This is a genomic window from Stenotrophomonas sp. AN71 (assembly GCF_050435725.1).
Taxonomy (GTDB): Bacteria; Pseudomonadota; Gammaproteobacteria; order Xanthomonadales; family Xanthomonadaceae; genus Stenotrophomonas.
Genome location: NZ_JBNDKU010000002.1, coordinates 357,744 through 379,530 on the forward strand (window position 1 = coordinate 357,744; position 21,787 = coordinate 379,530).

The 21,787-nt window shown below is 68.1% G+C and carries 17 protein-coding genes; 10 read left to right on the forward strand and 7 right to left on the reverse strand.

Annotated features, from left to right (window positions below; translation table 11 throughout):
* Window positions 1-209: 209 nt before the first annotated feature.
* The gene (locus ABH900_RS05385) at window positions 210-1,553 is read right to left on the reverse strand and encodes a chloride channel protein (protein ID WP_429621871.1); all 1,344 of its coding nucleotides are present in this window, start codon (window positions 1,551-1,553) and stop codon (window positions 210-212) included.
* A 105-nt stretch (window positions 1,554-1,658) separates the two neighbouring features.
* Complete coding sequence (locus tag ABH900_RS05390) at window positions 1,659-2,561, reverse strand: hypothetical protein (protein ID WP_429621872.1); 903 nt, start codon at window positions 2,559-2,561, stop codon at window positions 1,659-1,661.
* Between the two features lie 204 nt (window positions 2,562-2,765).
* On the opposite strand from ABH900_RS05390, the gene bioB reads away from it, so the two are divergent.
* The 5 genes from bioB to bioC all read left to right on the forward strand — a co-directional run bounded on the left by bioB (window position 2,766) and on the right by bioC (window position 7,603).
* Window positions 2,766-3,809, forward strand: a complete 1,044-nt coding sequence (bioB, locus tag ABH900_RS05395; protein ID WP_429621873.1) for a biotin synthase BioB — start codon at window positions 2,766-2,768, stop codon at window positions 3,807-3,809.
* A gap of 67 nt (window positions 3,810-3,876) precedes the next feature.
* Complete coding sequence (gene bioF, locus ABH900_RS05400; RefSeq protein WP_429621874.1) at window positions 3,877-5,100, forward strand: 8-amino-7-oxononanoate synthase; 1,224 nt, start codon at window positions 3,877-3,879, stop codon at window positions 5,098-5,100.
* 17 nt (window positions 5,101-5,117) lie between these two features.
* Window positions 5,118-5,897 (forward strand): pimeloyl-ACP methyl ester esterase BioH, encoded by a 780-nt coding sequence (gene bioH, locus ABH900_RS05405; RefSeq protein ID WP_429621875.1) that lies wholly within the window; start codon window positions 5,118-5,120, stop codon window positions 5,895-5,897.
* Window positions 5,898-5,926: 29 nt separating this feature from the next.
* Window positions 5,927-6,706: an SDR family oxidoreductase gene (locus tag ABH900_RS05410; protein WP_429621876.1), complete on the forward strand. Its 780-nt coding sequence runs from the start codon at window positions 5,927-5,929 to the stop codon at window positions 6,704-6,706.
* A 12-nt stretch (window positions 6,707-6,718) separates the two neighbouring features.
* Window positions 6,719-7,603 (forward strand): malonyl-ACP O-methyltransferase BioC, encoded by an 885-nt coding sequence (bioC, locus tag ABH900_RS05415; protein ID WP_429621877.1) that lies wholly within the window; start codon window positions 6,719-6,721, stop codon window positions 7,601-7,603.
* Between the two features lie 214 nt (window positions 7,604-7,817).
* On the opposite strand, the gene ABH900_RS05420 is transcribed toward bioC, so the two are convergent.
* Window positions 7,818-8,462 carry a YdcF family protein gene (locus tag ABH900_RS05420; protein WP_429621878.1) on the reverse strand — a complete coding sequence of 215 codons (645 nt, stop codon included), beginning with the start codon at window positions 8,460-8,462 and terminating at the stop codon, window positions 7,818-7,820.
* Window positions 8,447-9,409, reverse strand: coding sequence for a pyridoxal-phosphate dependent enzyme (locus tag ABH900_RS05425; RefSeq protein ID WP_429621879.1), 963 nt, complete (start codon window positions 9,407-9,409; stop codon window positions 8,447-8,449). Before ABH900_RS05425 ends, ABH900_RS05420 begins: the two co-directional genes overlap by 16 nt.
* A 159-nt stretch (window positions 9,410-9,568) precedes the next feature.
* Between ABH900_RS05425 and ABH900_RS05430 the strand changes: the two genes are divergently transcribed.
* On the forward strand, window positions 9,569-10,060 hold the full coding sequence (locus ABH900_RS05430) for a hypothetical protein (RefSeq protein WP_429621880.1): 492 nt from the start codon (window positions 9,569-9,571) through the stop codon (window positions 10,058-10,060).
* Window positions 10,061-10,727: 667 nt separating this feature from the next.
* On the forward strand, window positions 10,728-12,617 hold the full coding sequence (gene mnmG / locus ABH900_RS05435; protein ID WP_429621881.1) for a tRNA uridine-5-carboxymethylaminomethyl(34) synthesis enzyme MnmG: 1,890 nt from the start codon (window positions 10,728-10,730) through the stop codon (window positions 12,615-12,617).
* A gap of 185 nt (window positions 12,618-12,802) precedes the next feature.
* Here the strand turns inward: mnmG and smeC are convergent, their stop codons facing one another.
* Genes smeC through smeA form a run of 3 tightly spaced genes read right to left on the reverse strand, consistent with a single transcriptional unit; the run spans window position 12,803 to window position 18,573 of the window.
* A complete protein-coding gene (gene smeC / locus ABH900_RS05440; RefSeq protein ID WP_429621882.1) occupies window positions 12,803-14,218 on the reverse strand; it encodes a multidrug efflux transporter outer membrane subunit SmeC in 1,416 nt (471 codons plus the stop codon).
* Window positions 14,215-17,364 carry a multidrug efflux RND transporter permease subunit SmeB gene (smeB, locus tag ABH900_RS05445; RefSeq protein ID WP_429621883.1) on the reverse strand — a complete coding sequence of 1,050 codons (3,150 nt, stop codon included), beginning with the start codon at window positions 17,362-17,364 and terminating at the stop codon, window positions 14,215-14,217. Before smeB ends, smeC begins: the two co-directional genes overlap by 4 nt.
* Window positions 17,365-17,376: 12 nt before the next feature.
* On the reverse strand, window positions 17,377-18,573 hold the full coding sequence (gene smeA, locus ABH900_RS05450; protein WP_429621884.1) for a multidrug efflux RND transporter periplasmic adaptor subunit SmeA: 1,197 nt from the start codon (window positions 18,571-18,573) through the stop codon (window positions 17,377-17,379).
* Between the two features lie 118 nt (window positions 18,574-18,691).
* Between smeA and baeS the strand changes: the two genes are divergently transcribed.
* The 3 genes from baeS to ABH900_RS05465 all read left to right on the forward strand — a co-directional run bounded on the left by baeS (window position 18,692) and on the right by ABH900_RS05465 (window position 21,689).
* Window positions 18,692-20,095, forward strand: coding sequence for a sensor histidine kinase efflux regulator BaeS (gene baeS / locus ABH900_RS05455; RefSeq protein ID WP_429621885.1), 1,404 nt, complete (start codon window positions 18,692-18,694; stop codon window positions 20,093-20,095).
* Complete coding sequence (locus tag ABH900_RS05460; RefSeq protein WP_429621886.1) at window positions 20,092-20,781, forward strand: response regulator; 690 nt, start codon at window positions 20,092-20,094, stop codon at window positions 20,779-20,781. The genes baeS and ABH900_RS05460 overlap by 4 nt, the downstream gene beginning before the upstream one ends.
* 86 nt (window positions 20,782-20,867) lie before the next feature.
* Window positions 20,868-21,689, forward strand: coding sequence for a nucleotidyltransferase domain-containing protein (locus ABH900_RS05465; RefSeq protein WP_429621887.1), 822 nt, complete (start codon window positions 20,868-20,870; stop codon window positions 21,687-21,689).
* Window positions 21,690-21,787 lie beyond the last annotated feature (98 nt).

The following is a 21,787-nucleotide window of genomic DNA, read 5'->3' on the forward strand; positions in this document are numbered from 1 at the left end:
GCAGGTCCGGGTGCAGCCCCGGCGTGGACGCATCTTCTGCGGCGCATGCGTCTCGGAGTAGTCGGTGGAGCGGGGAATCAGCTTCACTGTTGGAGTGAAGATCAATGACTGATTGAGCATTTCAATCAATGCAATGGTCGAGCTCTATCTGCGCCACCGGGTTGCGCACGTTTGGCATCCAGGGTCGACAACTCACTGCACGTGCCGCTTCATGATCGCGCGGCAGGCTCAGCTTCTGCGGCACCGTCGGCAACCTTCGGTACCATCAGCAACTCCGCCAACCCGCGATAGATCGGCACGCGGCACACCAGCCCGGACACGCCGCGGGCGATCAGCACCGTGGCCAGGATCGGCAGCAGTAGATCGCCGCTGTCGGTCAGCTCCAGCGAAATCACCGCCGAGGTCAGTGGCGCCTGGGTGACCCCGGTCAGGTAGGCACACATGCCCAGCAGCACGAACGCGCGCGGGTCCACGCCCGGCATCAGCACGGCGAGGTTGTGGCCCAACCCCGCGCCGACCGCCAGCGCTGGCGAGAACAGGCCACCGGGAATGCCCGCCACATAGGACGCCAGATTGGCCAGCAGCTTCATCAACCCGAATTCGTGGCCAACCAGCGCCTGGCCCTGCACCAGGCTGCGCGCCTGTTCGTAGCCGGTACCGAATGCACCCTCACCGAACGCCATTGCCAGCCCCACCACCACCAGGCCGCATCCGGCGGCCAGCAGCACCGGATGCCGCTGCCGCAGTTGACCGAGCCAACGCGGATGGCCGGCCGCACTGGCCAGCACCGCGCGCGCGAACAACCCGCCCAGCAGCCCCGCCACCCCACCGCACAGCAGGATCGCCAACCAGCCCTGGCCCAGCGGCAGGCGCGCGCTGACATGGCCGAAGTAGGTGTAGTTGCCCAGCAGGCCCAGTGACACCACGCCGCCCACGATCACAGCGGTCAGCAGGGTGCCGGAGAAGCGATGCTCGAAGCGGCCGCTGAGCTCCTCGATGGCAAACACGATGCCGGCCAGTGGCGTGTTGAACGCCGCCGCGATACCGGCCGCGCCACCGGCCAGCAGGAAGTGCGAGAGCTCACGAGGGTCCTTGAAGCCGAACCAGCGGCCGAACAGGTACATCAGGCTGGCGCCGACATGCACCGTGGGGCCTTCGCGCCCCACCGACGCGCCGCCCAGCAGCGACAGCGAGGTCAGCAGCAGCTTGCCCGCCGACACCGCGGGCGAAAGATTGGTCTTCCGGAACGACTCATCCGGCTTGTCCAATGCAGCGATGACCTGCGGAATACCGCTGCCGCGCGTGGGTTTCAGCACACCACTGGTCAACCAGGCCAGCAGCGCGAAGATGCCCGGCGTGAGCAGCAGCGCCCACCACGGCGAGTGCGCGGTGATGTGCTGGAACAGATGGAAGGCCGCATCGCTGGCTTTGGCGAACAGGATCGCCACCAGTGCCACGGCCACGGCACCGCCCCACAGCGCGGCACGGCGGCGCCAGGCCTCGCTGAGAACCAGCGCGGTGATGCGGCCGCGAAGGCGATGGAGATCAGTCATGCGAGGCAGTCTGGACGCTGCGGAAGCAGGCGGACAGCGGCCACTGTGGCTGAAGGCCTTGCAGGATGCGGTGAAATGCAGCAACCGCAGTGGAAGGCGGGAAGATCAGTCTTCTTCCAGCGCCTCAGGCACCGCCACCTTCCTGAGCAGCTTCAACGCGTGCCCTTCCAGCACATAGAAGTATGCAAAGTGACCGGTCTTTTCATAGTTGCTGTCGTACTCGGTGCCTTCGGCCACCACCAGCGCACTGTGCGGGTCCATCTTCACGATGTTCGGGCCGAGCTCTCCGCCCAGGCTCTGCGGCAATGGCTTGCCGGTGCGCAGGCTGATGAAGGTCTGCGAGAAGCAACCCGTTCCGCACCCCCAGCCGGCCACGGTGTACTCGCCAGCGAACTCGACCTTGCCGTCCTTCAGTGCCGCCGACATCCGCGTCTTGAACATGCGTGCTGCAGGCGTGCTCATGTCCAGCGCGGCGGCGGGCCCCGCATGGATCTTCGCCACCGGGTAGTCGGCGAGCCTGGGGCCACCGGCTGTGCTCTCGAAGATCGCCGCGCGGATACGCGCGTTCACGGCGACGTCCTCGGCCGTGGGCTCGTCCGACCCATCGCTCGGCACGGGCGACGGCACTGCCTGCGCCTGCGCGGTGGCCCGCTGCCGCAGACGCTCGTTGCTCGCCTGGAAGGTCTGCACCAGCGAATCACAGGCTGGCCTGGTAACACCGCACTTCACCGACATCTGCACCGTCACCTGGCCGCCTTCCGTCACCAGCGCGCGCCGGACAATCGATGGATGCCAGCCATTGGCCGGCGCGGTGATGGACCAGAACACCGGCCCGGCCGGGTCATGCAGCACGATCCAGCCGTTCTCCTGGCGCTCGGTGATTGAGGGCTGCGCACGCAGCGCGGCCAGTGCCTCGCCGTGGGAGTGGTAGGCAATGGCGCCAAGCGCGCGGCTTTCCGCGTGGGCCTGCACCGCCCACCCCACGCACAGCAGCAGCGCGGTGATCACCCGTCCCGATCTGCGCCTGCCTGGCGCCTGCAACGTCTGCATTCCCTGCTGTCCGATGGTGGGTTCGGCCGATGGTAGCGCCCACCGCGATGGGTCGGAAATGGGCCCGCACACTGTAAACCTAGAACTAAACGAGATGGTTGACAGACACTCCTCCCCCACCCACACTGCCGCCCTCGCTCCACTCGTACCCAAGGTCCCGCCATGGCTGCTGCCATCCGCCACGACTGGCAACACGACGAACTGCAGGCGCTGTTCGATCTGCCGTTCCCCGAGCTGCTGTTCCGCGCCGCAGCGGTGCACCGCGAGCACTTCGACCCGGCCCAGGTGCAGGTCTCCACGCTGCTGTCGGTGAAGACCGGTGGCTGCCCGGAAGACTGCGCGTACTGCCCGCAGGCGCAGCGCTACAGCACCGGGGTGAACGCGCAGAAGCTGATGGAGACCGATGCGGTGCTGGCCAAGGCACGGCAGGCCAAGGCCGCCGGTGCCTCGCGTTTCTGCATGGGCGCCGCGTGGCGTTCGCCGAAGGACCGCGACATCCCGAAGGTGGTGGCAATGATCGCCGGGGTGAAGGCGCTGGGCCTGGAGACCTGCGCCACGCTGGGCATGCTCAGCGGCGATCAGGCGCGCGCACTGAAGGACGCCGGCCTGGACTACTACAACCACAACCTCGATACCGCACCGGACTACTACGACTCGATCATCCACACGCGCCAGTACCAGGATCGCCTGGATACGCTGGGCCACGTGCGCGATGCCGGCCTGAAGACCTGCTGCGGCGGCATCGTCGGCATGGGCGAGACGCGCGCGCAGCGCGTGGGCCTGCTGCTGGCGCTGGCCACGCTGCCGGCACATCCCGATTCGGTACCGATCAACAAGCTGGTGCAGGTGGCGGGCACGCCGCTGCACGGCAGTGCCGAGCTGGACCCGTTCGAGTTCGTGCGCATGATCGCGGTGGCGCGCATCGCCATGCCGCGCGCGATGGTGCGGCTGTCAGCCGGGCGCGAAGCCATGAGTGACGAACTGCAGGCACTGTGCTTCCTGGCCGGCGCCAACTCGATCTTCTATGGCGACAAGCTGCTGACCACCGGCAACCCGGAGAGCGAACGCGACCTGGCGCTGTTCGCACGTCTTGGCCTGCAGCCGATGGCGGTGCAGGTGGATGCCGAGGGCCATGACCACGGCAGCACCGTGCACGCCGACATCAGCGCCGATGCACCCGGCTGCGGCTGCGCCCACGCGGCCTGAGACGGGGCACAGGCAGGCGTCGCGGCAACGCGCTACCCTAGCCGCCCCGTCGCCGCATTCAGCCGACATGGCCCGCCCCGACCTGACCGCCCGCCTCCATGCCCAACGCGCCCTGCGCGATGCCCAAGGCCGTCGCCGCCCGCGGCGCACGATCTCCCGTCGCGATGGCGTCCGCCTGGAAGTGGACGGGCAGTGGTTGACCGGCTTCTGCAGCAACGACTACCTCGGCCTGGCCCAGCAGTTCAGCGTGGTCAACGCACTGCAGGACGCTGCCGCGCGCGAAGGCACCGGTGCCGGCGCTTCACACCTGGTCTGCGGGCACCACGCGATGCATGAGGCGCTGGAGCGCGAAGTGGCGCAGTGGCTGGGTTACCCGCGCGCGTTGTTGTTCGGCAGTGGCTTCGCCGCCAACCTGGCGGTGCAGCAGGCGCTGCTGAGCGAAGAAAACGACGTCTGCGTGCAGGACAAGCTCAACCACGCCAGCCTGTTGGATGCGACGCGGCTGGCCGGTGCGCGCCTGCGCCGCTACCCGCACCTGGATGCGGAAGGCGCGATGCGCCAGCTCAAGCATGCGCCCGATGGCGCGGCGATGCTGGCCACCGACGGTGTCTTCAGCATGGATGGCGACATCGCACCGCTGCGCGCGCTGTCGCTGGTGGCACGCCTGCAGCAGGCGCTGTTCTACGTGGACGATGCGCACGGCGTTGGCGTGGTCGGTGATGGCCGTGGCGCCGTCGCCGCCGCCGGGCTGGGCGTGGACGACGTGCCGCTGCAGCTGGTCACGCTGGGCAAGGCACTGGGCGGTTCCGGTGCACTGGTACTCGGCCGCGAGGATCTGGTCGAACATCTGGCCGAAACCGCGCGCCCGTACATCTACACCACTGCGATGCCGCCAGCGCTGGCCGCCGCTGCACTGGAAGCGGTGCGCCTGGCGCGCCGTGACGACTGGCGCCGCACCAAGCTGGCCGACCTGATCGCGCTGTTCCGCGCTGAATCACGCCGCCACGGGCTGGACCTGATGGCCTCGGAAACCCCGATCCAACCGCTGCTGTGTGGCGACGACCACACGGCGGTCGCGATGTCCAAGGCGCTGGAACAGGCCGGCTGGCTGGTGGGTGCGATCCGCCCGCCAACGGTGCCGGAAGGCAAGGCGCGCCTGCGCGTTACCCTGTCCGCGCTGCACACACCCGAACAGGTGCGCGGCCTGGTGGAGGCGATTGCCAGTGCGCGCGACCGCGTGGCGCTGGCCGTGCGCGAAGCCGCCCCGCCGCCGTTGCCTGCCTTTGCCTGAGTTTCATGTCGTTGCCCATGCATATTGAAGTCACCGGCCAGGGGCCGGATCTGGTACTGATCCACGGCTGGGCCCTGCAGGGCGGTGTGTTCGCGCCACTGGTACAGCGGCTTGCGGATCAGTTCACCCTGCATCTGGTCGACCTGCCTGGCCATGGCCACAGCCGCGAGGACACCACGCCGCTGCGCCTGCCGTTCGTGGTCAATGCCATTGCAGCAGCCACCCCACCGGCGGTGTGGTGCGGCTGGTCGCTGGGCGGCCTGTTCGCGCTGCACGCAGCGGCGACGCTGCCGAAGGTGCGCGGGCTTGCGATGATCGCGGCGACGCCACGTTTCGTAGGCGCCGAGGACTGGCCACACGCGGTGGAACCGTCAGTGTTCGAGCAGTTCGGACGCGAGCTGGCCACCGACTTCGCTGGCACTCTGGACCGCTTCCTGGCGCTGGACGTGATGGGTTCGGCGCACGCCCGCGAGGAGCTGCGTGCACTGCGCCAGCGCCTGGTAGAGCGCGGTGCGCCGACCGAACGCGCGCTGCTGGAAGGCCTGCAGCTGCTGGAAAACACCGACCTGCGCGGCGCACTGCCGGCGCTGGGAAAACCCAGCCTGTGGATCGCCGGCCAGCGTGACCGACTGGTGTCGCCGGCGGCAATGCAGGCCGCGGCAGCTCTGGCCCCGGGCGGGCAGGCGCTGACCATCGCCCACGGCGGCCATGCCCCGTTCCTGGGCCATGCCGACGAGGTGGCCGCCGCCCTGCAACACTTCGTTGCCGGCCTGTCACCGGCCGATGGCGGACAATGAGCGCCTTCCACATTCCGCAGGATTGACGCATGGATCTGGGTATCAACGGCCGTTGGGCACTGGTCTGCGGCGCCAGCAAGGGGCTCGGCCTGGGCTGCGCGCGTGCGCTGGTCCGCGAGGGCGTCAACGTGGTGATCGTGGCCCGTGGCGAAACTGCGTTGCAGCGGGCCACCGAGGAGCTGCGTGCGCTGCCTGGCGCCGCCGAGGTGCGCGCGGTCGTCGCCGATGTCACCACAGAGGCCGGCCGCAGCGCAGCGCTGGCCGCGTGCCCCCAGGTGGATATCCTGGTCAACAACGCCGGTGGCCCGCCGCCCGGCGATTTCCGCAGCTTCGAGCGCGATGACTGGATCGCCGCGCTGGATGCCAACATGCTGGCGCCGATCGCGCTGATCCGCGCCACCGTGGACGCGATGATCGAGCGTGGCTTCGGCCGCATCGTCAACATCACCTCCTCGGCGGTGAAAGCCCCGATCGACATCCTGGCGTTGTCCAACGGCGCGCGCAGCGGCTTGACCGGCTTCGTCGCCGGGCTGTCGCGGCGCACGGTGGCCCACAACGTCACCATCAACAACCTGCTGCCCGGCCAGTTCGACACCGACCGCCTGCGCGCCAACTTCGCCCACAGTGCGGGCAAGGATGGCGATGCGGGCGAGGTGGCCGAGCGCCGCCGCCAGCAGATCCCTGCCGGCCGCTTCGGTACCGCCGACGAATTCGGCGCATCCTGCGCCTTCCTGTGCAGTGCACAGGCCGGTTACATCACCGGGCAGAACCTGCTGATCGATGGCGGCGCCTACCCCGGTACGTTCTAAGAGACTTTCGCAATGCCGTCCCACTTCGATGCACGCCACGTCCGCCGCGCGTTCGCCCGCGCCGCCACCAGCTACGACGCCGCAGCGGCCCTGCAGCGCGAGGTGCAGTCGCGGCTGATCGAATCGCTGGACTATCTGGAGGCCCGCAAGCCAGAGGTGGTGCTGGACATCGGCGCCGGTACCGGCCATGCCAGTGCGCTGATGAAGAAGCGCTGGCCGAAGGCGCAGGTGATCGCGCTGGACGTGGCGTTGCCGATGCTGGACCAGGCCAGGCGCCAGGCCGGCTGGTGGAAGCCATTCCAGCGCCTGTGCGGCGATGCCGCTGCGCTGCCGCTGGCCGACAACAGCGTGGACGTGATCTTCAGCAATCTGTGCCTGCAGTGGGTGGATGACCTGCCGGCGGTGTTCGCGGGCTTCCGCCGCGTGCTCAAGCCCGGGGGCCTGTTGTTGTGCTCGACCTTCGGCCCGGAAACACTGGTCGAACTCAACGAGGCCTTCGCTGCCGCCGACGACCGTCCGCACGTGAGCCGCTTCGCACAGATCGCGCAGTTCGGTGATGCGCTGATGATGGCCGGCTTCCGCGACCCGGTGCTGGACCGCGACCTGTTCACCCTGACCTACGACGATCTGCCCTCGCTGATGCGCGAGCTGCGCGCGATGGGCGCGACCAATGCACGGGTGGACCGACGCCACACGCTGACCGGACGCGGCCGCTTCGCTGCGGCGGCGGCCGCATACGAGCCAATGCGCCGCGCCGACGGCAAGCTGCCCAGCAGCTGGGAAGTGATCTATGCCCACGCCTGGGCCCCGGACCCGGGCGCGCCGATCCGTGAAGGCGGGCATGACGTCGCCTCGGTGCCGGTGTCGGCGATTCCGATCCGGCGCAAGCAGACCTGATCCAAAGGTGCCGCCGGGCATGGCCCGGCGCTACCGCATGCCACACCGAACGCGAATTGCTCTGGTAGGTGCCAACCTTGGTCGGCACAATGCCGGCGCCATCGCGATCTGACAGGTTGTGCCGACCAAGGTCGGCACCTACCAAAGGCAGATGTCGGCCAGCACGCAAACCGGGTAGCGCCGGGCCATGCCCGGCGAGCGCAGCGGCAGCGGCTCAGGTGTTGGCCGGCGAACTCAACGGCGGGCGCACCAGATCGCGGTGGAAGAAGTAGATTTCCTGCACCAGGAAGCGCCAGCTGGTGTGGAAGCTGCGGAAGCGCGTGCTGGGCGTGGACGAGGCCAGCGCATCGATACCCAGCGCCTTGCTCAGGCGTAGCGCGCGCGCCATGTGCAGCGGATCGCTGACGATGATCGCCCGGTGCAGGTCGCGCTGGTCCATCAGCCGCTTGGCTTCAACCAGGTTCTGCACGGTATTGCGCGAGGCGGTCTCGATCAGGATCGCGTCGTCCGGCACACCGTGCTTGAGCGCGTAACGCCGCGCCACCTGCGATTCGGAAAAACGCGCACCGGTGCCACCGTAGCCACCGGTAAAGATCAGCAACGGCGCGTACCGGGCCTCGTACAGGTCCAGGCCATGGCGGATGCGTTCTTCGAACACCGGTGACGGCTTGGCGTCATAGGCGGCTGCGCCAAGCACGATGATGGCGTCGGCCTTGGCGGCCTGGTCGCGCTCGCCGACCCAGACGATCCAGGCGGTCACGCCCAGCAGCCAGATCACCAGCAGCACGAACAGACGCCACAACCAGCCCAGCAGGCCAGTGCGATGCCGGTGCCGGTCGCGGCTCACGGCGCTCCCCATCGCAGCGCTGGCAGATCGACGTTGCCGCCGGACAGCACCAGGCCCACGCGCAGGCCGGCGAAGCGCTGCGGCTGCGCCAGCACTGCCGCCAGCACGGTGGCCGAGGACGGTTCGACCACCTGCTTGAGCACCTCCCACAGCAGGCGCATCGCGGCCATCGTCGCGGCGTCATCGACCACGATCACCTCGGCGCCGGCCGCACGCAGCAGCGCGAAGTTGGGCGCGCCGATCAGGGTGCGCAGGCCGTCGCAGATCGTGTCCGGGGTGAATGCGCCCTGCCGTTCGCCTGCTGCCAGCGACCGCGCGGTGTCGTCGGCGCCGGCCGGTTCGGCCAGCACCAGCCGGGTCTGCGGGCTGGCGTGCTGCAGGGCCAGCGCGGTACCGCTGGCCAGGCCGCCGCCGCCCACCGGCACCACCAGCACATCGAACGGGCCGTCGCTGTGCAGCAGTTCCAGGGCGGCGGTGCCCTGCCCGGCCATCACCGTCGGGTCCGCATACGGATGGACCAGGGTCGCGCCGGTATCGGCCTGCACCTTGGCGCAGGTGGCCTCGCGGTCGGCGATGGTCGGCGGGCAGCGCCAGAGCGTGGCGCCATGACGGGCGATATTGGCCAGCTTGGCCGCCACCGCACCTTCGGGCACCACCACATGGCAGGGAATGCCACGGGTCCGCGCGGCCAGGGCCAGTGCCGCGCCGTGGTTGCCGGAAGAATGGGTAACCACACCAGCCCTGGCGCGATCGGCATCCAACGACCACACCGCATTGCAGGCGCCACGGAACTTGAATGCGCCACCGCGCTGCAGGTGCTCGGCCTTGAAGGCCAACTGCGCGCCGGCCAGCGCATCGAGCGTGCGCGAGCGCAGCACCGGGGTCACGCTGGCGTGCGGCGCGATCCGCGCAGCGGCAGCCAGGACATCATCGGCACGGGGCAACAGTGAATCGCTCATGACGCAAGATTAACGTATGGCTTCGCGCTGGCGACCCCGGCACAGGTCATGCCAGCATGGGGGCCTTCGCCTCCATTCATCCTGGCCAGTGGAATTAAGGGCCGATTCAACGCCCGCGCACGAAGCTGACTGCACACCCGTCCTCTGGGGGGACCCGCTATGAAAACCCGCCTGTTGCTTGCCGGTGGCCTACTGCTGGCCCTGACCGGCTGTACCACCTACGACTATGTCGGCGGTGGCCGCAGTGGCGGCTACTACCACGGTGCACCGTCGGTGGAGTACCGCTACCCGGCCGGCTATCCCTACAACTCTGGTTACCCGTACTACGGGGGCTATGGCGGCTACTACGGTGGCTATGGCAACCCGTACTACTCGCGCCCGATCTACCGCCCGCCGCACAACCATCGCCCGCCGCCGCGCCCGCCTGGCAATGGTGGCGAGAACCGTCCGCCGCCGCCCTCGCGGCCGTCCTACAACGGCGGTTCGCCGTGGCGCAACATGGACTCGATGCGTCGCCCGCCGCAATCGAACATCCAGCCGTCGGCGCCCCCGCCGCAGTCCCGTCCGACCCCGGCACCGAGCGCGCCGAGGATGAACGGTTCCCCCTGGCGCAACATGGATCGTGGGACGCAGCGCACAGTTGAGCGCTGAACCGTCTTGCATTTCACACGGTCCAAGCCGCAATCTACGGGACCAGTGACGGCCCGCGTCACAAAGTGACAAAAACGACACGGGTCGCCGCAAAAGGCTCTACGCCGATATCCGACAGGAACATCTGGATCCCCCCTGTTCCGGCCCTGTCGGATGTCGGCACCTCTGAAGGCAGACGGCCCCGCAATGCGGGGCCGTTTGTTTTGGGGCACGCCGCCACGGCATCCACGCATGGCGGCCCCTGGGCTCTGGCATCAGTAGATCCACGCCATGCGTGGATGGGTGCTTTCCCAGAGGCCCCGCCTCAGTAGATCCACGCCATGCGTGGATGGGTGCTTTCCCAGAGGCCCCGCTTCAGTAGATCCACGCCATGCGTGGATGCGGCCCTCCCGGCAACCCCAAAAAAAACAGGGCCGGGCAGTCCCCCGACTGCCGGCCCTCTGCTCCCCCACCGTGCGCCTGTACCGGCCCCTGTTCCAATTCCGGTCACGGGCGCCTGCGGCGCCAGCCACGGTGGGTGCTATTGGGTTATCTGCAAAAATCCTGCCAACTTTAGCGTCGATTTCGACGTCGGCCGGCCGGCGCCGGCGCCAGGACCCCGAATGGCGCTAAAATCGCCACCCCGGCGCCGGCGCCCGGCCGCGCCCGCCCCCAGCTGAACAGCCCCATGAACCCGTCCTTCCATCGTTACGACGTCATCGTCATCGGCGGTGGCCACGCCGGCACCGAAGCCGCGCTGGCCGCGGCCCGCACCGGCGTGCGCACCCTGCTGCTGACCCACAACATCGAGACGGTGGGCGCGATGAGCTGCAACCCCGCCATCGGCGGCATCGGCAAGGGCCACCTGGTCAAGGAAATCGACGCCCTCGGTGGCGCGATGGCGCATGCCGCCGACCGCGCCGGCATCCAGTGGCGCACGCTCAATGCCTCCAAGGGCCCGGCCGTGCGCGCCACCCGCTGCCAGGCCGACCGCAACCTGTACCGCATGGCGATCCGCGCCATCGTCGAGGGCCAGGCCAACCTGACCGTGTTCCAGGCTGCCGTCGATGACCTGGTCATCGAGGGCGACGCCGTGCGCGGGGTCATCACCCAGACCGGCCTGCGCTTCGACGCCGAGGCCGTGGTGCTGACCGCCGGTACCTTCCTGGCCGGCAAGATCCACGTCGGCCCGACCCAATACGCTGCCGGCCGCATGGGCGACCCGCCGGCCACCACGCTGGCCGCGCGCCTGCGCGAGCGCCCGTTCCAGGTCGACCGCCTGAAGACCGGCACGCCGCCGCGCATCGATGGCCGTTCGCTGGACTACAGCGTGATGGACGAGCAACCCGGCGATTCGCCGCGGCCGGTGATGTCCTTCCTCGGCTCGGTGGACGAGCATCCGCAGCAGGTCAGCTGCTGGATCACCCACACCACCGAACAGACCCACCAGATCATCCGCGACGCACTGCATCGCTCGCCGCTGTACAGCGGCCAGATCGAAGGCATCGGCCCGCGTTACTGCCCGTCCATCGAGGACAAGGTGGTGCGCTTCGCCGAGAAGGCCAGCCACCAGATCTTCGTTGAACCCGAAGGGCTGGGCATCGTCGAGATCTACCCCAACGGCATCTCCACCTCGCTGCCATTCGATGTGCAGCTGGAGATGGTGCGCAGCATCCGCGGATTCGAAAACGCGCACATCACCCGACCCGGCTATGCGATCGAGTACGACTTCTTCGATCCACGTGGGCTGAAGGCCTCGCTGGAGACCAAGCTGGTGAACGGCCTGTTCTTCGCCGGCCAGATCAACGGCACCACCGGCTACGAAGAAGCGGCAGCGCAGGGTCTGCTGGCCGGACTCAACGCTGCGCGTCAGGTGCGTGGACTGGACGGCTGGTGCCCGCGCCGCGACGAGGCGTATCTGGGTGTGCTGGTGGATGACCTGATCACCCACGGCACCAACGAGCCCTACCGCATGTTCACCAGCCGCGCCGAATACCGCCTGCAGCTGCGCGAGGACAATGCCGATCAGCGCTTGACCCCGGCCGGCCGCGAGATGGGCCTGGTGGATGACCGCCGCTGGAATGCATTCGAAACCAAGCAGGCCGCCGTCGCCGCCGAGCGTGCACGGCTGGGCGCGATGTGGGCGACCCCGGCCAATGCGCTGGGCCGTGAAGTGCAGCAAACACTGGGCGTGGCGGTCAGCCGCGAAACCAATGTGCTGGACCTGATCAAGCGCCCGGAGCTGGATTACGCCCAGCTGATGCAGGTGCCGTCGCTGGGCCCGGCCGTGGCCGACGGCAAGGTGGCCGAGCAGGTGGAGATCGGCGTGAAGTATGCGGGCTACCTGGATCGCCAGCGCGAGGAGATCGAGCGCCAGCAGCGCCACGAAGCCACGCCGATCGCCGAGGCGTTCGACTACGCGACGGTGCGGGGGTTGTCGGCCGAAGCGCTGCAGAAGCTGGAGCGCGTGCGCCCGCAGACCATCGGCCAGGCACAGCGCATCCCAGGCATGACGCCGGCGGCGATCTCGCTGCTGCTGGTACACCTGGAACGCGCCCGCCGCGGCCGCGTGGCGTAAGCGGTCGAACCTGCTTCTGGTGGGTGCCGACCTTGGTCGGCACGAATCATCCGATCGCGACGCTGCATGCATCTGTGCCGACCAAGGTCGGCACCTATCAAGGTCTCCCGCCCCGGTAGATCCACGCCATGCGTGGATGAAGGCCTCCGTGCCGGCCAAGGTCGGCACCGACCTTGGCGAACGCGCTACCGTGCGTCGGCGCCACCGCCCAGCACCTTGAACAACGTCACCCGGTTGCCCGCGTCCTGCTGCTGCAGCGCGATCAGGTCCTGCTGGGCGGCATACAGGCTGCGCTGCGCGTCCAACGCCTGCAGATAGCCGTCCAGCCCGGTGCGGTAACGCGCATCGGCCAGCGTGTAGCTGCGCTGGCTGGCGGCCACCAGCGCACGCTGCGCGTCCATCTGCGCCGTCAGGTGATCCCGCGTGGCGAGTGCGTCGGCCACTTCACTGAAGGCCTGCTGGATCGCCTTCTCGTACTGCGCGATGCCGATGTCCTTGCCGATCTTCGAGGCGTCCAGCGATGCCTTCAATGCGCCGGCGTGGAAGATCGGCGCGGTGATGCTGGGCGCGAATGACCAGCCGCGGGTGCCGGCCGAGAACAGCGTCGACAACGCAATGGAGCTGTGGCCGTAGTTGGCGGTCAGCGTCAGCGTGGGGAAGAAGGCAGCGCGTGCAGCACCGATATCGGCGTTGGCCGCCTGCAACGCGTGTTCGGCCGACAGCACGTCCGGGCGCTGCAGCAGCACGCTTGAAGGCAGGTTGGCCGGCAGCGGTGCCAAGACCACGGTGCCGTCCAGCGCCTGGGCGCTGGGCAGCAGTGCCGCCTCCAGCGGTGCCCCCACCAGCAACTGCAACGCATCGCGATCCTGCGCCTGCTGGGTCTGCAGCTTGGCGAGCGAGCCGCGCGCGGCTTCCACGCTGCTCTGCACCTGCGACAGGTCCAGACCCGAGGCCAGGCCCTGCGCATGGCGCGCCTCGGTGCGCTGCAGGGTCTGCTGCTGGCTGTCCAGGGTCTGCCGGGTGAATGCCAGCGACTGCTCATCGGCGGCCAATGCCAGCCACGCCGTCGCCACTTCGGCCACCAGGCTGGTGCGTGCGGCGCGCTGGTTCTCGGCACTGGCCAACCAGTTCTGCAGGGCCTCGTTCTTCAGGCTGCGGATGCGTCCGAACAGATCCAGCTCCCAGCTGCTGATGCCCACCTGCACGGCATCGGATTCGGTGACCTGGCTGGCGCCGGTCTCGCTGTTGGCATCGCTCACCCGCGCACGGGTGACGCTACCGCTGGCATCCACCGATGGCAGCAGTGCGGCGCGCTGGATGCGGTACTGCGCACGTTGCTTCTCCACCTGCAGCACCGCCACACGCAGGTCACGGTTGTTCTGCAGCGCCAGCGCAATCACCTGCTGCAGGCGCGGCTCCAGGAACACCTCACGCCAGGCCGGCATCGCCAACGCCGGGTCGACCTCGCCCGTGGCGGCGTTACCGAACTGCACCGGCACTGGCGCCTCGGGGCGCTGATAGCGCGGCGCCATGCTCACGCAGCCACCCAGCACGGTGGTCATCGTGGCGGCCGCCAGGGCACGCAGCAACATCGGCGTCATGGGCTTGCCTCCGGGGCAGTGGCTTCGGCCGGCGCGTGGCCCGGGAACAGGCGGCGCACCAGCAGGTAGAACAACGGTACGAAGAACATGCCCAGCACCATCGAGGCGACCGTGCCGCCGGCCACGCCGGTGCCCAGCGAACGGCGGGCGGCCGAACCTGCACCGGTGGCGAACACCAGCGGCAGCACACCCATCAGGAATGCCAGCGAGGTCATCACGATCGGCCGCAGCCGCAGGTAGACCGCCTGCAGGATTGCCTCGCGGGTGCTCTTGCCCTGCTGTTCGAGGATGCGCGCGAACTCGACGATCAGGATGCCGTTCTTGGCCGCCAAACCAATCGTGGTCAACAGGCCGACCTGGAAATACACGTCGTTGTTGAGGCCACGCAGATTCATCATCAGCACCGCGCCGAACACGCCTACCGGTACCGCCAGCATCACCGCGAACGGCACCGCCCAGCTTTCATACAGCGCGGCCAGGCACAGGAACACGAACAGCAGCGAGATGGCGTACAGCATCGGCGCCTGGTTGCCCGACAACTGTTCCTGGTAGGCCATGTCCGACCAGGCATGGCTGAAGCCCTCCGGCAACGTGTCGGCCAGGCGCGCGATCTCGGCCATCGCCTCGCCGGAGCTGACCCCCGGCGCCGGCTGTCCGGTGATCTCCATCGCCGACACGCCGTTGTAGCGCTGCAATGCGGCCGGCGCGCTGGTCCAGTGGGTGCTGACCAGCGACGACAGCGGCACCATCTGCCCGGCCTGGTTGCGTACGCTCCAGCGTTCGATGTCCTGCGGCTGCATGCGTGCTTCGGCGGTGCCCTGGATGAACACCTTCTTGATGCGGCCCTTGTAGATGAAGTTGTTGACGAAGTCGCCGCCCAGCGCGGCATTCAACGTGTCATTGATGTCCTGCGGATTCACGCCCATCGCCTGTGCCTTGGCGTCGTCAACCTTCACCGCGTACACCGGCGCGTCCTCCAGGCTGGCGTAGCGCACATTGACCAGCTTCGGGTCCTTGGCGGCCTCCTTCAGCAGGGTGTTGCGCGCGGCCACAGCCGCAGCATGGCCGGCACCGCCTTCGTCCTGCAGTTCCAGGGTGAAGCCACCGGCATCGCCAAGGCCAAGGATGGCCGGCGGCGAGGTGATGAATACCTGCGCATCGGGCACGCTGGCCATGGCCTGGGTCAGCCGCGCGGCAATGGTATCGGCATCGTCCTTGCGGTCATCCCAGTCCTTCAGGCGGATGAAGGCCTGACCGACGTTCTGGCCGCTGCCGGTAACGCTGAAGCCGGCGGTGGCCTGGATCGACAGCACGCTGTCGTCCTTCACCGCGGCGGCGCTGAGGCGGTCCATCACCGCACGGGTCTGTTCGAGCGTGGAGCCGGCCGGCAGCTTCACCAGCGCGTTGAGCATGCCCTGGTCCTCGTCGGGCAGGAACGCACCCGGCAGATGCCACAGCAACAGGCCGGTGACCACGCTCAGCACCAGGTAGAACAGCACGCCCAGCGTGCGCCGTCCGAGGAAACCATCGACGCGCCGGCGCAGTCCATTCGAGGTGCGCTCGAAGCGATGATTGAACCAGATGAAGAACTTGCCCAGCAGGCTCGGCTCGCCGCCGTGGTCGCCATGCGGATGGCCGCCCTTGGGAATCTGGTGCAGGATGCTGCCGCACAGCGCCGGGGTGATGGTCATCGCCACCAGCACCGACAGGATCATCGCTGCAGCGATCGTCACCGAGAACTGGCGGTAGATCACGCCGGTGACGCCACTGAAGAATGCCATCGGCAGGAACACCGCCGTCAGCACGAGCACGATGCCGACCAGCGCGCCGGTGATCTGGCCCATGGCTTTCAGGGTAGCCGGCTTCGGCGCCAGCCCCTCGAAGGTCATCACCCGCTCCACGTTCTCCACCACCACGATGGCATCGTCCACCAGCAGACCGATGGCCAGCACCAGCGCGAACATGGTCAGCGTGTTGATCGAATAGCCGAACGCCGCCAACACGCCGAACGTGCCCAGCAGCACCACCGGCACTGCGATGGTCGGGATCAGCGTGGCCCGCCAGTTCTGCAGGAACAGGTACATCACCAGCACAACAAGGATGATGGCCTCGATCAGGGTGATCACCACTTCCTTCAGCGAGATGGTCACGAACGGCGTGGTGGTGAACGCCACGTGGTAGGTGTAGCCGTGCGGCCAGTACTTCTGCAGCTGCTGCAGCCGCGCTTCGATGGCCTTGGAAACGGCGATGGCGTTGGCGCCGGCGTTGAGTTCGATGCCCAGCGACGCCGACGGCTTGCCGTTGAAGGTACTGATGCTGTCGTAGCTCTCCGGCCCCAGGCCGATCGTCGCCACGTCACCCAGGTGCACCACGCTGCCGTTGGCATCGGCCTTGAGTACCACCTGTGCGAACTGCTCCGGGGTGTGCAGACGGCTGCGCGCGGTCACCGTGGCATCGAGCTGCTGGCCCTTCAGTGCCGGCTGACCGCCGAGTTCACCGGCGGAGACATCGGTGTTCTGCGCCTGCAGCGCGCTCTCGATATCCGATGGCATCAAGGCGTACTGGCGCATTTTCTCCGGGTCCAGCCAGATACGCATGGCGTATTCCTGGCCGATCGGCTGGATGTTGCCGACACCGCTGACACGGCTGATCTGGTCGTCGATGCGCGCTTCCATGAAGTTGGCGACATCGAAGTTGTCCATGCTGCCGTCTTCGCTGGTGAACGACAGCACCTCGAAGATCGAACCACTGGACTTGGTGATGGTCAGGCCGTTCTGCTGCACTGCCTGCGGCAACGTGGCCATCGCCGCCTGCAGCTGGTTCTGCACCTGCACCTGTGCCGTATCCGGATTGGTGCCGGTGGCGAACACCAGGTTGACCTGCGCCGAGCCATCCGAGGCACTGGTGGAGGTCATGTACATCAGGTGATCAAGGCTCTGCTGGGACTGCTCGATGACCTGGGTGACCGCGTTCTCCACGGTCTGCGACGAGGCGCCGGTGTAGGTGGCGCGGATGGTGATGGTGGGCGGGGCGATCTGCGGGTAGCGGTCCACCGGCAGGACCAGGATGGCGAGCAGGCCAAGCAGGCTGACCGCGATGGCGATCACCCAGGCAAAAATCGGCCGGTCGATGAAGAAACGAACCATGTGCGGCAGGCCTCAGTGTGACTTTTCGTCGGTGTTGCCATTCGGGTCGATCGCCGGCATCGCCGCCAGCTGCGCCGTCGTGGCCGCCACCGCCTTCACCTGCTGGCCAAGCGATACCGCACTGCCATTGCTGACAATTACCCGCTCACCCGCTTTCAGGCCGTCGGTAATCTGCCACTGATTGCCTACCACCTGGCCGGTGCTGACCCGGCGCTCGATCACGTGGTCCTTGGCGTCGAGCAGGCGCAGCAGCGGTTCGCCACGTTCGTTGCGTACCACCGACTTCTGCGGCACCAGCAGGGCGCGCGCATCGGTGGCCATCGGCAGCACCGCCTTCAGGTACATGCCCGGCAGCAGCAGGCCATCCGGGTTGGGGATGACCGCGCGCAGCACCACGTTGCCGGTGCCCGGATCGACCGCGCTGCCGACAAACTCCAGCGTGCCTTCATGCGCGTAGGTGCTGCCATCCTCCAGCAGAACCTTCACCTGCGCCTTGCCATCGATGGCCTTCACCAGGCCGGCATCGAGCTGCTTGCGCAGGGCCAGCATCTGCGTGCTGGACTGGGTGACGTCCAGATACACCGGGTCCAACCGCTGGATGGTGGCCAGTGCGGCATCCTGGCCGGCGGCGACCAGCGCACCGGCGGTGACACTGGAGGTGCCGATGCGGCCGTCGATCGGAGCGCTCACCCGGGTGTAGTCGAGGTTGATGCGGGCAGCCTGCAGCGCAGCGCGCGCGGCGATCACGTTGGCCTGCGCCTGCTTCAGCGCCGAGGTGGCATCGTCGGCGTCCTGTTTGCTGGCCGCATCCATGCCCAGCAGCGCGCGGGTGCGCTCGGCCTTGGGCTGTGCTGACAGCACGGTGGCCTCGGCCTGCGCAAGCTGGCCGCGGGCGGTATCGAAGGCGGCCTGGTACGGCGCCGGATCCACCTGGTACAGCAGCTGGCCGGCCTTGACCTGCTGGCCTTCGGTGAACAGCCGCTGGCGGATCAGCCCACCGATCTGCGGCCGTACCTCGGACACCTCGAACGGTACCGCGCGGCCAGGCAGGGTCTGCTGCAGTGCCAGCGGCTGCGCGCTGGCGGTGATGACGCCCACTTCGGGCGTGGCCGGGGCATCGGTCTTGCCGGCCGAACAGGCGGCCAGGGCCAGCAGCAGGGGCAACAGCAGCGGACGGGGGGAGCGGGACAGCGGGCGCAGGAGTGACATGGGGGGCGTGGGAGCCTTGCGTTGACCCTCGTCACGCTGCCGTGAAACTGTGCAGAGAATATGGAGATTGTGCGACCGGCTCAGCTGACGCTTGCTTTCAGCGCCGCCTGCGCCGCTAATGGCCTCCGCGATGGCGAAGATTCGACTCAAACTCGGCCTGACCGCGAAGACCTTCCTCGCGATCTTCACCGCCTGCCTGCTGGTGCTGGCAGTGAACGGCATTGCCAGCCGCGTGGCCTTCCAGACCGGCTTCCTGGACTACCTCAACGATCAGGGCGACCTGCGCATGCAGCGCCTGATGCCGCACCTGCAACGCGAGTACCGCGAGCACGCCGGCTGGGAACACCTGCGCGGCAACGGCGACCGCTGGACACGGATGCTGCGCCCGGACCTCGCCCATGGGCACGAGGGACCGGTACCGCCACTGTCCGACCAGACCGGTGTGCCGTCGCGGCTGGGGCTGTTCGACGCGCAGCACCGGTGGGTGGCCGGCAACCCCGACGCAACCAGCGACGACGAACCCCATGCGGTGCAGGTGGACGGGCAGACGGTGGGCTGGTTGGGCATGGTGCCGTTCCAGACCGTCATCGCCACCAACGACCTGAACTTCTACAACACCCAGATGCGCGCGTGGTGGGTGATCGGCATCTCGCTGCTGCTGGTGACGGTGCTGTTGGCGTGGCTGGTCTCGCGTGCGCTGCGCCAGCGCCTGGCGAAGCTGGCCGCGGCCACGCACCGGCTGGCCGCCGGGGATTACGCCACCCGCATCGAGCGCACCAGCGACGACGAACTGGATGCGCTGGTGAACGACTTCAACCGGATGGCACAAGCGCTGGACGATACCGAACGCAACCGCCGCGCTTTCATCGCCGACATCTCGCACGAACTGCGCACGCCGCTGGCGGTGGTGCGCGCCGAACTGGAGGCGATCGAGGACGGCATCCGTCCGCTGGACCGCGCCAACCTCGGTGCTCTACAGAGTGAGATCCGCCAGCTGGGCAAGCTGATCGACGACCTGCACGACCTGTCGATGACCCAGTCCGGCGGCCTGGCCTATCGCTTCGCACCGCTGGACCTGGTGGCGTTGCTGCGCAGCGAACTCAACAGCATGCGCGTGCGCTTCACCGGCGCGCAGCTGACCCTGGAGGAAGATCTGCCTGCTGCGCCGCTGCTGGTTTCCGGTGACGAGCGCCGCCTGCAGCAGGTACTGGCGAACCTGCTGGAGAACGCACTGCGCTACACCCATCCCGGTGGCCGTGTGCACCTGCAGGCCATGCGCGTGCCGGCCGGCGTGCAGCTGATCGTGGAAGACACTGCGCCGGGAGTGCCGGCCGACAAGTGCGCGCTGCTGTTCGAGCGCTTCTACCGCGTGGAAAGCTCGCGCAATCGCGCCAGTGGCGGCAGCGGGCTGGGCCTGGCCATCAGCCACAACATCATCCTGGCCCACCATGGCCACATCCATGCCGAACCGTCACCACTGGGCGGGCTGCGCGTGGTCATCACCCTGCCGGAGTCTGCATGAGCACGTCCCCCGTCGCGCCCGCGAAGATCCTGATCGTGGAGGACGAGCCACGCCTGGCCTCGGTGCTGCGCGACTACCTCGCCGCCGCCGGCATGGACAGCCACTGGGTGGACGACGGTGGACAGGTGATCGAGGCGTTCGCGCACTATCAGCCCGACCTGGTGCTGCTGGACCTGATGCTGCCGCAGCGTGACGGCGTGGACCTGTGCCGCGAGCTGCGCGCCGGCAGCGACGTGCCGGTGATCATGGTGACCGCACGGGTGGAGGAGATCGACCGCCTGCTGGGCCTGGACATCGGCGCCGACGACTACATCTGCAAGCCGTTCAGCCCGCGCGAAGTGGTCGCGCGGGTGGTGGCGGTGCTGCGCCGCTACCGCCCGGATCCGACCGCGCGTGCCAATGCCGGACTGCACATCGACGAGCCCGCCGCGCGCGCCACCTGGAACGGCAAGGGCCTGGACCTGACGCCGGTGGAGTACCGCCTGCTGCGCACCCTGCTGGCCACGCCGGGCCGGATCTGGGCGCGCGATGAGCTGCTGGACCGCCTGTACCTGGACCACCGCGTGGTGGTCGACCGCACCGTCGACAGCCACGTGCGCAACCTGCGCCGCAAGCTGGCCGACGCTGGCATGGAAGAAGATCCGATCCGCTCGGTGTACGGCATGGGCTACAGCTACGAGCCCTGATCGCGTTCGCCGGGCCATGCCCGGCGGGCGCAGCGATGCACACCTGCGTTACAGTCGAGCACGCTCGACTCTACGAACACAACTGCATGGACGACATCCACCCGATCGCGCCGGACAAGCGCGCCGCCATCCTTTCCACCCTGGCCGAGATCGAACGACGCCACGACGTGCGCGTGCTGCTGGCCTGCGAATCGGGCAGCCGCGGCTGGGGCTTCTCCTCGCCTGACAGCGACTACGACGCGCGTTTCATCTACGTGCACCGCCAGCCGTGGTACCTCAGCATCAACGAGGAGACCGGCCCCGGGCAGCCACAGCGCGATGTGATCGAACTGCCGATCGACGACGAGCTCGATGTCAGCGGCTGGGACCTGCGCAAGGCGCTGCGGCTGGTCTCCAAGTCCAACCCGACACTGATCGAATGGCTGCGCTCGCCGATCATCTACCAGCAGGATGACGCCGCGGTGTCGCAGCTGTGGGAGGCCGCAAAGGAGTTCTATTCACCGCTGGGCAGCTGGTGGCACTACATGAGCATGGCCAGGACCACGCACAGCCGCCATCTGGGTGAGCCCACCGTCAGCACCAAGAAGTACCTTTACGTGCTGCGCGCCCTGCTTGCCTGCCAATGGATCGAGAACGAACCCACGCCACCACCGATGGCCTTCGAGAATCTGCTGGAGCGGCTGCTGCCGGAGGGAGCGTTGCGCGAGGCCATCGACGCACTGCTGGTGGTCAAGCGTGCCAGCGCCGAAGTGACCGCTCGTCCACGTATCCCCCTCATCAGCGACTACATCGACCACGCCATGGCCGCCCGCGCTGCGCAGGCCCCGCCATTGCCCACCGGGCACGGCGAGGGTGCCTGGCTGGACGCGCTGTTCCGGCGGATGCTGGCCGAGCACGCGCCAACCTGATCGGCTGTACCCGTTTCTGGTAGCTGCCGACCTTGGTCGGCACCGAGGTCACCATCCACGCATGGCGTGGATCTACTGCACATCCGCGCAGGGCCCGG

Coding starts and splice junctions, on each gene's coding strand:
- ABH900_RS05385 (WP_429621871.1), bottom strand. CDS start 1,553: ATGACTGATCTCCATCGCCTTCGCGGCCGCATCACCGCGCTGGTTCTC.
- bioB (WP_429621873.1), top strand. CDS start 2,766: ATGGCTGCTGCCATCCGCCACGACTGGCAACACGACGAACTGCAGGCG.
- bioF (WP_429621874.1), top strand. CDS start 3,877: ATGGCCCGCCCCGACCTGACCGCCCGCCTCCATGCCCAACGCGCCCTG.
- bioH (WP_429621875.1), top strand. CDS start 5,118: ATGCATATTGAAGTCACCGGCCAGGGGCCGGATCTGGTACTGATCCAC.
- ABH900_RS05410 (WP_429621876.1), top strand. CDS start 5,927: ATGGATCTGGGTATCAACGGCCGTTGGGCACTGGTCTGCGGCGCCAGC.
- bioC (WP_429621877.1), top strand. CDS start 6,719: ATGCCGTCCCACTTCGATGCACGCCACGTCCGCCGCGCGTTCGCCCGC.
- ABH900_RS05420 (WP_429621878.1), bottom strand. CDS start 8,462: ATGGGGAGCGCCGTGAGCCGCGACCGGCACCGGCATCGCACTGGCCTG.
- ABH900_RS05425 (WP_429621879.1), bottom strand. CDS start 9,409: ATGAGCGATTCACTGTTGCCCCGTGCCGATGATGTCCTGGCTGCCGCT.
- ABH900_RS05430 (WP_429621880.1), top strand. CDS start 9,569: ATGAAAACCCGCCTGTTGCTTGCCGGTGGCCTACTGCTGGCCCTGACC.
- mnmG (WP_429621881.1), top strand. CDS start 10,728: ATGAACCCGTCCTTCCATCGTTACGACGTCATCGTCATCGGCGGTGGC.
- smeC (WP_429621882.1), bottom strand. CDS start 14,218: ATGACGCCGATGTTGCTGCGTGCCCTGGCGGCCGCCACGATGACCACC.
- smeB (WP_429621883.1), bottom strand. CDS start 17,364: ATGGTTCGTTTCTTCATCGACCGGCCGATTTTTGCCTGGGTGATCGCC.
- smeA (WP_429621884.1), bottom strand. CDS start 18,573: ATGTCACTCCTGCGCCCGCTGTCCCGCTCCCCCCGTCCGCTGCTGTTG.
- baeS (WP_429621885.1), top strand. CDS start 18,692: ATGGCCTCCGCGATGGCGAAGATTCGACTCAAACTCGGCCTGACCGCG.
- ABH900_RS05460 (WP_429621886.1), top strand. CDS start 20,092: ATGAGCACGTCCCCCGTCGCGCCCGCGAAGATCCTGATCGTGGAGGAC.
- ABH900_RS05465 (WP_429621887.1), top strand. CDS start 20,868: ATGGACGACATCCACCCGATCGCGCCGGACAAGCGCGCCGCCATCCTT.